The 7,879-nt window shown below is 53.4% G+C and carries 10 protein-coding genes, 4 tRNA genes and 1 rRNA gene; all 15 read left to right on the top strand.

Annotated elements, in window-relative coordinates:
* A 5S ribosomal RNA gene (gene rrf / locus VCA57_RS20455) occupies positions 1-95 on the top strand; the annotation flags it as partial.
* Between the two features lie 142 nt (positions 96-237).
* Positions 238-1,203 (top strand): bifunctional biotin--[acetyl-CoA-carboxylase] ligase/biotin operon repressor BirA, encoded by a 966-nt coding sequence (gene birA / locus VCA57_RS20450; protein ID WP_411187055.1) that lies wholly within the window; start codon positions 238-240, stop codon positions 1,201-1,203.
* Positions 1,193-1,939 carry a pantothenate kinase gene (locus VCA57_RS20445; RefSeq protein ID WP_411187051.1) on the top strand — a complete coding sequence of 249 codons (747 nt, stop codon included), beginning with the start codon at positions 1,193-1,195 and terminating at the stop codon, positions 1,937-1,939. Before birA ends, VCA57_RS20445 begins: the two co-directional genes overlap by 11 nt.
* Positions 1,940-1,947: 8 nt before the next feature.
* Positions 1,948-2,619, top strand: coding sequence for an SPOR domain-containing protein (locus VCA57_RS20440; protein ID WP_411187049.1), 672 nt, complete (start codon positions 1,948-1,950; stop codon positions 2,617-2,619).
* Between the two features lie 141 nt (positions 2,620-2,760).
* Positions 2,761-2,845: transfer RNA gene (locus VCA57_RS20435), tRNA-Tyr, on the top strand.
* 24 nt (positions 2,846-2,869) lie between these two features.
* A tRNA-Gly gene (locus VCA57_RS20430) sits at positions 2,870-2,943 on the top strand.
* A 26-nt stretch (positions 2,944-2,969) separates the two neighbouring features.
* Positions 2,970-3,045, top strand: a tRNA-Thr gene (locus tag VCA57_RS20425).
* Positions 3,046-3,128: 83 nt separating this feature from the next.
* Entirely contained in the window at positions 3,129-4,322 is a 1,194-nt protein-coding gene (tuf, locus tag VCA57_RS20420; protein WP_160089368.1) for an elongation factor Tu, read from the top strand.
* 54 nt (positions 4,323-4,376) lie between these two features.
* Positions 4,377-4,452: transfer RNA gene (locus VCA57_RS20415), tRNA-Trp, on the top strand.
* A gap of 43 nt (positions 4,453-4,495) precedes the next feature.
* On the top strand, positions 4,496-4,864 hold the full coding sequence (gene secE, locus VCA57_RS20410; protein ID WP_411187046.1) for a preprotein translocase subunit SecE: 369 nt from the start codon (positions 4,496-4,498) through the stop codon (positions 4,862-4,864).
* Positions 4,865-4,873: 9 nt separating this feature from the next.
* The gene (gene nusG / locus VCA57_RS20405) at positions 4,874-5,407 is read left to right on the top strand and encodes a transcription termination/antitermination protein NusG (protein ID WP_411187044.1); all 534 of its coding nucleotides are present in this window, start codon (positions 4,874-4,876) and stop codon (positions 5,405-5,407) included.
* A gap of 116 nt (positions 5,408-5,523) precedes the next feature.
* The gene (gene rplK / locus VCA57_RS20400) at positions 5,524-5,955 is read left to right on the top strand and encodes a 50S ribosomal protein L11 (RefSeq protein ID WP_069522401.1); all 432 of its coding nucleotides are present in this window, start codon (positions 5,524-5,526) and stop codon (positions 5,953-5,955) included.
* Positions 5,955-6,650 (top strand): 50S ribosomal protein L1, encoded by a 696-nt coding sequence (gene rplA, locus VCA57_RS20395; protein ID WP_274087698.1) that lies wholly within the window; start codon positions 5,955-5,957, stop codon positions 6,648-6,650. Before rplK ends, rplA begins: the two co-directional genes overlap by 1 nt.
* A gap of 200 nt (positions 6,651-6,850) precedes the next feature.
* The gene (gene rplJ / locus VCA57_RS20390) at positions 6,851-7,351 is read left to right on the top strand and encodes a 50S ribosomal protein L10 (protein WP_411187041.1); all 501 of its coding nucleotides are present in this window, start codon (positions 6,851-6,853) and stop codon (positions 7,349-7,351) included.
* Positions 7,352-7,430: 79 nt separating this feature from the next.
* Positions 7,431-7,796: a 50S ribosomal protein L7/L12 gene (gene rplL / locus VCA57_RS20385; protein ID WP_411187039.1), complete on the top strand. Its 366-nt coding sequence runs from the start codon at positions 7,431-7,433 to the stop codon at positions 7,794-7,796.
* Positions 7,797-7,879: the final 83 nt, after the last annotated feature.

Here is a 7,879-nt window from a genome sequence, read left to right as displayed (position 1 = left end):
GAACCACCTGATCCCTTCCCGAACTCAGTAGTGAAACGATGCATCGCCGATGGTAGTGTGGGGTTTCCCCATGTGAGAGTAGGTCATCGTCAAGCACCTATACCAAAACCCCCGATCGTGAAAACGGTCGGGGGTTTTACTTTGTGCAGTAAAAATCCACAGTTCGCGCGCTGGCCTTGATAGGCAACTAAACCGTGCGTCGTTATCATGCGTGCCTTGTTGCTGGGCGGGACTTTTATGCTTGCATTATTGAAGCTTCTTCAAGACGGGAAATTCCACTCCGGTGAGGCACTAGGTGCGGCTTTGGGCGTTAGCCGTTCGGCTGTGTGGAAGCAGTTGCAGGTGCTGCAGGCTGAGCTGTCTTTACCGCTGCACAAGGTGCGAGGTCGTGGCTATCGACTTGCTGCGCCAATGCGGCTGCTTGATGCGGATTGGTTAAATGCCCAGTTGGATGCGCCGCAGTGGCTTGCTTGCGTTGTGCCGAGTGTGGATTCGACCAACGCAGAGGCGTTTCGGCTTTTGCCGATGGCTGAGTCTCTGCCTTTCTATGTGCTCGCTGAGCGGCAGACTGGTGGGCGGGGGCGGCGGGGGCGGAGCTGGGTCAGCCCGTTCGGCGAAAACCTATATTACAGCCTGGTTTTGCGTATAGAAGGTGGGATGCGTCAGCTTGAGGGCATGAGCTTGGCCGTTGGGTTAGCCCTACTTCAGGTTGTGCGTCATTTTGGTGTGGTTGAGGCGGGATTGAAATGGCCCAATGACCTGCTGGTTGGAGAGCGTAAGCTGGCGGGCATCTTGTTGGAGTTGTCCGGGGATCCCGCGGATGTGTGCCATGTAGTGATCGGTATTGGTTTGAATGTGAACATGCTTGCAGTTGATCAGGGGGTTATTGGTCAGCCGTGGACTTCAATGCGTGCTGAGTTAGGTTGTCAGTTAAATCGAAATGAGCTTGTGATAGAGCTAAATCGACAATTAAGCCGTTATCTGGACATACAGTTACGGGATGGTTTTATTGCGTTGCAGGATGAGTGGCAGGCTAACAACCTTTGGCAGGGCTGTTCCGTCGCCTTAACCGCGGGTGGAGAGCCTGTTGAGGGTGTGGTTTTAGGGGTGGATCGTTCTGGAGCCATTCGTCTTCGTGTTGATGGGGTTGAGAGAAGCTTTAGTGGTGGTGAACTCAGCCTGAGGTTGCGTGATGATTCTTGAGCTCGACTGCGGTAATACCTTAATAAAGTGGCGCTTACTCAGTGATGACAAGCTGGCGCCAAGTGCGGGCGGAGTGGTTGAGTCTGATCAGGCGCTGATTGATGCTGTTCGCGAGCGATGCGTGTATTTGCGCGCCTGCCGTCTAGTAAGTGTGCGCAGCGATGAAGAGACTATGTTGCTCGTCTCTATGCTTGAACGAAGCTTTGCTGTTGAGTGTCGCGTTGCCCAGTCTGCGGTCGCGTTGTCCGGTGTGCGTAATGGGTACGACGAGTATCAGCGTCTAGGGTTGGATCGCTGGCTTGCTGTGGTGGGTGCACATCAAATATCGCGCAAGGCTGCACTGGTTATTGACCTTGGTACTGCGGTGACTTCGGACTTTGTTATGGCTAACGGTGAGCATCTTGGGGGCTTTATTTGTCCGGGCGTGCCTTTAATGCGCACGCAGTTGCGCACTCATACCCGGCGAACTCGTTATGACGGTGATGAGGCTGCGCGGGCATTGGCGAGGTTGCTGCCGGGGCGTGCTACTGCGGAGGCGGTTGAGCGTGGGTGCTTATTAATGTTGCGTGGCTTTGTCGGTGGTCAGGTGGCTATGGCTGCTGAAATGCTGGGTGACGATTTTGATATTTTCCTCACTGGGGGGGACGCACCCTTGGTTGTAGGTGTTGTTCCAGGGGCGCGTGTTGTGCCTGATTTGGTGTTTATCGGATTGGCGATCGCTTGCCCTATCGACTGAGGTCACGCATGCGCTGGATGTTCTTGTGGTTAATTGTGCTGAATTTGTTTTATTACGTTTGGCATCAGCAGCAGGCACCGTTACGGGTTACTGAAATTGCGCCTTTAAATATGGCGCAAGATAGTAAACGTGATATCCGTCTCCTTAGCGAATCGAGTGCGACGCCGCGGCGAGAAGTGGTTGTGGTGCCGCCTGCTGAGGCGGTGTGTCTGTTCCTCGGTAGCTTTGAATTGAAGGCGGATGCGTCAGCAGTCGAGCAGCGCTTGCTTAGTTTGGATGTTCAGTCACGGGTGCAGAGCATGGATGCGGCGTCCGGCGTTGATTACTGGGTTTATCTGCCTCCTTTGGCGTCGCGGCAGGCTTCACTGCGTCAGTTGCGGGAGTTACAGGCTCGCAAGATCGACAGTTACATCATTACTCAGGGAGATTTGGCCAACGGTATTTCCCTTGGCATCTTTCCGCGTAGTGATTCTGCGCAGAGTGTTATGCAGCGTTTGCGTGATGCGGGTTACGAGCCGTCACTGCGAGAGTTAACGCGTGCGCATCGTAGTTTTTGGGTGCGCATAGCTCCGCAAAGTCGGCGTCTTGCGGATGATTCCTTGCTCCAGCGTTTAGCATTTGACTTCAAGGGGTTAGAGCAGCAATTAATGCCTTGCGAGGGGGTTGCAAGCACGCAATAGAATGCATAGAATGGCGCCCGCTTCGCAGGCTGGCGCTAACAAGTGTTCTGCGAGGTTGCTGTCAATGTAGCTAACCTCAGGTTTTTTAATGAGAAATTGCTTGACAGTAGGTCGGCATGGAAACAGAATGCCGCCCCGTTTGGAGGGATTCCCGAGTGGCCAAAGGGATCAGACTGTAAATCTGACGTCATCGACTTCGAAGGTTCGAATCCTTCTCCCTCCACCAGATTAAGCGAGAGCTGCAGGCTCCGCGGGTATAGTTCAGTGGTAGAACCTCAGCCTTCCAAGCTGATGATGCGGGTTCGATTCCCGCTACCCGCTCCAGTATTGCTGCTCTTGCAATGTGTTTTGCTCATGTAGCTCAGTTGGTAGAGCACACCCTTGGTAAGGGTGAGGTCAGCGGTTCGAGTCCGCTCATGAGCTCCATATAATAAAGGCAGATATGCAAGTATCTGCCTTTGTTTTATGGCGGTGATGCTGGGTCAATTCTTCTCTGGGAGGCAGTCAAAATGGCTAAAGAAAAGTTTGAGCGTAACAAGCCGCACGTCAACGTTGGTACTATCGGTCACGTTGACCATGGTAAAACCACTCTGACCGCTGCTCTGACCCGCGTCTGCTCCGAGGTGTTCGGTTCGGCCAAGGTTGACTTCGACAAGATCGACAGTGCCCCAGAAGAAAAAGCTCGCGGTATCACCATCAACACCGCTCACGTTGAATACGATTCGTCCGTGCGTCACTATGCACACGTTGACTGCCCAGGTCACGCCGACTACGTAAAAAACATGATCACCGGTGCTGCGCAGATGGACGGCGCTATTCTGGTTTGCTCGGCCGCTGATGGTCCGATGCCGCAAACCCGTGAGCACATCCTGCTGTCCCGCCAGGTCGGCGTTCCGTACATCGTTGTCTTCCTGAACAAGGCTGACATGGTTGACGACGCTGAGCTGCTGGAGCTGGTTGAAATGGAAGTGCGTGACCTGCTTAGCACTTACGATTTCCCAGGTGACGACACTCCGATCATCATTGGTTCCGCTCTGATGGCTCTGAACGGTCAAGACGACAACGAGATGGGCACCACTGCCGTCAAGAAGTTGGTTGAGACTCTGGACAGCTACATCCCTGAGCCGGTTCGTGCTATCGACAAGCCGTTCCTGATGCCAATCGAAGACGTATTCTCGATCTCCGGTCGTGGCACCGTGGTAACTGGCCGTATCGAGCGCGGTATCGTCAAGATCCAGGAAGAAATCGAGATCGTTGGTCTGCGTGATACCACCAAGACCACCTGTACCGGTGTTGAGATGTTCCGCAAGCTGCTCGACGAAGGTCGTGCTGGTGAGAACTGCGGCGTTCTGCTGCGCGGCACCAAGCGTGACGACGTAGAGCGTGGCCAGGTTCTGGTCAAGCCGGGTTCGGTTAAGCCGCACACCACTTTCACTGCAGAAGTGTACGTGTTGAGCAAAGAAGAAGGCGGTCGTCACACTCCGTTCTTCAAAGGCTACCGTCCTCAGTTCTACTTCCGTACTACTGACGTAACTGGTAACTGCGAACTGCCGGAAGGCGTTGAGATGGTAATGCCAGGTGACAACATTCAGATGACTGTCACTCTGATCAAGACCATCGCAATGGAAGAAGGTCTGCGTTTCGCCATTCGTGAAGGCGGTCGTACCGTCGGCGCTGGCGTTGTAGCCAAGATCATCGCGTAATTGATTGATCTGTTTTGATTTGGCCGGCATAATGGTCGGCCAGATTCAGTTTTTAGGTCAGTAGCTCAATTGGCAGAGCGACGGTCTCCAAAACCGTAGGTTGGGGGTTCGATTCCCTCCTGACCTGCCATATTCTCTAGAATTTGGCGCGTCTTTTTACAGGATATTAGTAGATGAATGTTAAGGCTGAAGCCAAAGACTCTCGCTTTGATCTGCTTAAGTGGCTCTTAGTTGCTACTCTGGTGGTCTTAGGCGTAGTTGGTAATCAGTATTTCTCTGCTGAGCCAATTCTGTATCGTGTGCTTGCTTTGCTGGTTGTTGCGGCATTGGCAGGTGTAATTGCGTTGCAAACATCAAAGGGCAAGGCCTTTTGGGTGTTGGCGAAAGAAGCCCGCGTTGAAATTCGTAAGGTCGTTTGGCCAACCCGTCAAGAAACCACGCAGACAACGCTAATTGTTGTTGCTGTTGTACTGGTTATGTCGCTTCTTTTGTGGGGCGTTGATTCGCTGTTGGGTTGGATTGTTTCGTTGATTGTCGGTTAAAGGTGTCCCGTGGCTAAGCGTTGGTACGTTGTGCATGCTTACTCGGGTTACGAGAAGCATGTTATGCGCTCGTTGGTCGAGCGTGTGAAGCTCGCTGGTATGGAAGATGTTTTTGGTGAGATTCTGGTCCCTACTGAAGAAGTGGTAGAGATGCGGAACGGCCAGAAGCGCAAGAGCGAGCGTAAATTCTTTCCAGGTTACGTCCTGGTGCAGATGGAGATGAGTGAGGCTACTTGGCACTTGATCAAGGATACTCCTCGCGTCATGGGCTTTATTGGTGGTACTGCAGATAAGCCTGCGCCAATCACCGAAAAAGAAGCTGATGCCATTTTGCGTCGTGTCGCTGATAGCGGTGACAAGCCGAAGCCCAAAACATTGTTTGAGCCAGGTGAAATGGTGCGCGTGACCGATGGTCCGTTTGCTGATTTCAGTGGCGTTGTTGAAGAAGTTAATTACGAAAAGAGCCGAATTCAGGTGGCTGTGACTATTTTTGGTCGCTCTACACCGGTCGAGCTGGAGTTCAGTCAGGTCGAAAAGGCATAGCTGACATACGCATCCCTTACCCCGCAGCCTTGGGCTGCGGGGTTTTTTCGTCACTGGGATAAATAGGTAATAACTGGGGAGCCGTAAGGCGCTAGAACCCAAAACTGGAGTAGCTCATGGCTAAGAAAATCACGGCTTATATCAAGCTGCAAGTAAAGGCTGCACAAGCCAACCCGTCGCCACCTGTCGGCCCGGCTCTGGGTCAGCACGGCGTGAATATCATGGAATTCTGCAAGGCCTTCAACGCCCGTACCCAGGGCATGGAGCCTGGTCTGCCGACTCCAGTGATTATCACTGTATATAGTGACCGTAGCTTTACCTTTGAAACTAAAAGCACCCCTGCTTCGGTTCTGCTGAAGAAGGCTGCAGGCCTGACCAGCGGTTCGGCTCGTCCGAACACCGTTAAGGTTGGCACTGTGACTCGTGCTCAGCTGGAAGAGATCGCCAAAACTAAACAGGCTGATCTGACTGCAGCTGATATGGATGCAGCTGTGCGTACTATCGCCGGCTCCGCTCGTAGCATGGGCCTCAACGTGGAGGGTGTGTAATGGCTAAGTTGACCAAGCGTCAAAAGGCAATCGCTGAGAAAGTTGAAGCTGGTAAGGCTTACAACTTTGTTGAAGCGGCCGCTCTGCTGGCTGAACTGTCCGCTGTCAAGTTCTCTGAGTCGGTAGATATCGCCGTCAACCTTGGTGTTGACCCGCGTAAATCCGACCAGGTTGTTCGTGGCGCTACCGTGCTGCCGAATGGCTCGGGCAAAAGCGTTCGCGTTGCTGTGTTCACTCAGGGGCCAGCTGCTGAAGCTGCTCTGGCTGCCGGCGCTGACCGCGTAGGCATGGATGATCTGGCTGCCGAAATGAAAGGTGGCGACCTGAACTATGACGTAGTTATTGCTTCCCCGGATGCAATGCGCGTTGTTGGTCAGTTGGGTCAAGTGCTCGGCCCGCGCGGCCTGATGCCTAACCCGAAAGTCGGCACCGTTACTCCTGACGTTGCTACTGCTGTGAAGAATGCCAAAGCTGGTCAAGTGCGTTTCCGTACTGACAAGAACGGCATCATCCACGGCTCCGTCGGCAAGGTTGGTTTTGACGCCGAGAAGCTGAAGCAGAACGTTGAAGCGCTGATTTCGGACCTTAAGCGTCTGAAGCCATCGACTTCGAAAGGCATCTACGTCAAGCGCGTAACCTTGAGCACCACTATGGGCCCAGGTCTGATCATTGATCAGGGTTCGCTCGACGCGTAATACATAGAGGTGGCGCAAGCGATTGCGCTGCTTCGAAACTTTGGGGTCCCTGCCTGGCGGGGGCTATCCAAGACCGTAGGTGGCGTGAGTCTTAAATTAACAGCCTACGCAGATGGTGCTCCCGGTTCCTTACCGAATCAGACACCAAAACGACATCCGCCTCCGTGGGGATGAAACGGTAACAAGCAGGAGTTAAACCCGTGGCAATTAAACTCGAAGACAAGAAGGCCATCGTCGCTGAAGTCAACGAGGCTGCCAAAGTCGCCCTGTCCGCTGTTGTGGCTGATGCCCGCGGTGTGACTGTAGGCGCTATGACCGGACTCCGTAAAGAGGCCCGCGAAGCTGGCGTATACGTGCGTGTTGTACGTAATACCCTGCTCAAGCGCGCAGTTGAAGGCACAGATTATGCTGTCCTCAACGACGTGTTCAAAGGCCCGACCCTGATTGCATTCTCCAAGGAACATCCGGGCGCTGCTGCTCGTATTTTCAAAGAGTTCGCCAAGGGTCAGGACAAGTTCGAGATCAAGGCAGCTGCGTTTGAGGGCAAGTACCTCGCAGCAAACGAGATCGACGTGTTGGCTTCGCTGCCGACTCGCGACGAAGCTATTGCGAAGCTGATGAGCGTGATCCAAGGCGCTACCAGCAAGCTGGCTCGTACTCTGGCGGCCATTCGCGACCAGAAAGAAGCTACTGCTGCCTAAGGCATCGTAAATTCTTTCAAAATCATATGTTTAATTTGATGGCTGCGTAGGCTGTCACCCCAATACAGGATTTAAAGTCATGTCTCTGACTAACGAACAAATCATCGAAGCAATCGGCCAGAAAACTGTTCTGGAAGTTGTTGAGCTGATCAAAGCAATGGAAGAAACCTTCGGCGTTACTGCTGCTGTTGCCGCCGCTGGCCCAGCTGCTGCTGCCGCTGTTGTTGAAGAGCAAACTGAATTCAACGTCATGCTGACTGAAGCTGGCGAGAAGAAAGTTAACGTCATCAAGGCAGTTCGTGAACTGACTGGTCTGGGCCTGAAAGAAGCCAAGGCTGTAGTTGACGGCGCTCCTGCCATGGTTCTGGAAGCTGTTGCGAAAGACGCAGCTGACAAAGCCAAGGCTACCTTGGAAGAAGCTGGCGCCAAAGTCGAGCTTAAGTAAGCGACGACCTTGCGTCTACAGCCCGAGCGACTCGCGTAAGGCTGATGGCTGGTGGCTTTTGCCACCGGCCTTTTTCCGTTCTA

It is taken from the genome of Pseudomonas sp. (assembly GCF_046581935.1).
Classification (GTDB): domain Bacteria; phylum Pseudomonadota; class Gammaproteobacteria; order Pseudomonadales; family Pseudomonadaceae; genus Aquipseudomonas.
This window is presented reverse-complemented; position numbering and strand designations above follow the sequence as displayed.

Coding starts and splice junctions, on each gene's coding strand:
- birA (WP_411187055.1), top strand. CDS start 238: ATGCTTGCATTATTGAAGCTTCTTCAAGACGGGAAATTCCACTCCGGT.
- VCA57_RS20440 (WP_411187049.1), top strand. CDS start 1,948: ATGCGCTGGATGTTCTTGTGGTTAATTGTGCTGAATTTGTTTTATTAC.
- rplA (WP_274087698.1), top strand. CDS start 5,955: ATGGCTAAGTTGACCAAGCGTCAAAAGGCAATCGCTGAGAAAGTTGAA.
- rplK (WP_069522401.1), top strand. CDS start 5,524: ATGGCTAAGAAAATCACGGCTTATATCAAGCTGCAAGTAAAGGCTGCA.
- rplL (WP_411187039.1), top strand. CDS start 7,431: ATGTCTCTGACTAACGAACAAATCATCGAAGCAATCGGCCAGAAAACT.
- secE (WP_411187046.1), top strand. CDS start 4,496: ATGAATGTTAAGGCTGAAGCCAAAGACTCTCGCTTTGATCTGCTTAAG.
- tuf (WP_160089368.1), top strand. CDS start 3,129: ATGGCTAAAGAAAAGTTTGAGCGTAACAAGCCGCACGTCAACGTTGGT.
- VCA57_RS20445 (WP_411187051.1), top strand. CDS start 1,193: ATGATTCTTGAGCTCGACTGCGGTAATACCTTAATAAAGTGGCGCTTA.